Source organism: Mesorhizobium sp. M7A.F.Ca.ET.027.03.2.1, assembly GCF_003999175.1.
In the GTDB taxonomy this organism is placed as follows: Bacteria; Pseudomonadota; Alphaproteobacteria; order Rhizobiales; family Rhizobiaceae; genus Mesorhizobium.
Map to the genome: position 1 here is coordinate 1 of NZ_RZOM01001445.1, position 1,148 is coordinate 1,148.

2 protein-coding genes are annotated in these 1,148 nt (G+C 63.4%); both read left to right on the forward strand.

Going from position 1 to position 1,148, the window contains the following annotated elements:
• Positions 1-320: DUF934 domain-containing protein (locus EN750_RS35460; protein ID WP_127399357.1), on the forward strand; the 320-nt coding region annotated here is incomplete at its 5' end.
• Positions 321-417: 97 nt separating this feature from the next.
• On the forward strand, positions 418-1,148 hold a 731-nt coding region (locus EN750_RS35465), incomplete at its 3' end, for a GMC family oxidoreductase N-terminal domain-containing protein (RefSeq protein ID WP_189526707.1).

A 1,148-nucleotide genomic window follows, 5' to 3' on the forward strand; every position in this document is an offset into this window, starting at 1 on the left:
TTGCCGAGCTGCTCGACCAGCTGTCGCTGGTGGCATTGGCCTTCCCGGCCTTCAGCGACGGCCGCTCCTTCTCCAAGGGAGAACTGCTGCGCGGCCGCTACCATTTCGAAGGTGCCGTTCGCGCCACGGGCCAGGTGCTGGTGGACCAACTGCCGCATATGCTGCGGCTAGGCTTCGACGAGTTCGAGATTTCCAATGCGGTGCTGTTGAAGCGCCTGGAGGAGGGCCGCACCGGCGGATTGGGGCTCTACTACCAGCCAGCCGCCGTGCCGGAACCAAAAGGCCCGAAATACTCCTGGCGGCGCGTTCGCAGCAGCTGACGTTGCGGTAATTCCGCGCGTCTTTACATCAGCCGTGTTCAGGCCTTCTCTTGATCATCCGGATGGAAAATCCGTGGACGATCGGGGAGGGGTCTTCATGCGTTACGACTATGTCATAGCCGGCGGTGGGTCCGCCGGCTGTGCGCTTGCCGCACGGCTTTCGGAAGATCCCTCGAAAACGGTCTGCCTGATCGAAGCTGGCGGCGGGGGCAGGGATATGCTGATCCGTGCTCCGGCTGGCATTATCGGCATGCTTTCCGGCCGGCCCAGGATAAACAACTGGGCCTTCGAAACCGTGCCGCAGCAAGGTCTTGGCGGCCGCAAGGGCTACCAGCCGCGCGGCAAGGCGCTGGGCGGCTCCAGCGCCATCAATGCAATGCTCTATGTCAGGGGCCATCGCAGCGACTATGACGAATGGGCAAATCTGGGCTGCGAGGGCTGGTCGTGGGATGAGGTTCTGCCCTATTTCCGGCGCGCCGAGTGCAATGAGCGCGGCACCGATGCCTTGCATGGCGGGGACGGCCCGCTGAAAGTGTCGAACCAGCGCTCGCCGAGGCCGATCGCCAAGGCCTTCATAGAGGCTTGTGCCGAAAACCAGATTCGCGCCTCGGATGATTTCAACGGACCGGAACAAGAGGGCGCCGGCTATTTCCAGGTGACCCAGTTTGCCGGTGGCGCCCGTAATGGCGAGCGCTGTTCGACTGCCGCCGCCTATCTCCATCCGGTGATGCAGCGGACCAATCTGACTGTGATCACGCGGGCGCACGCCACAGGCATCGTCCTTGACGGCAAGCGCGCCACCGGTATCCGCTACCGGACACGCAAAGG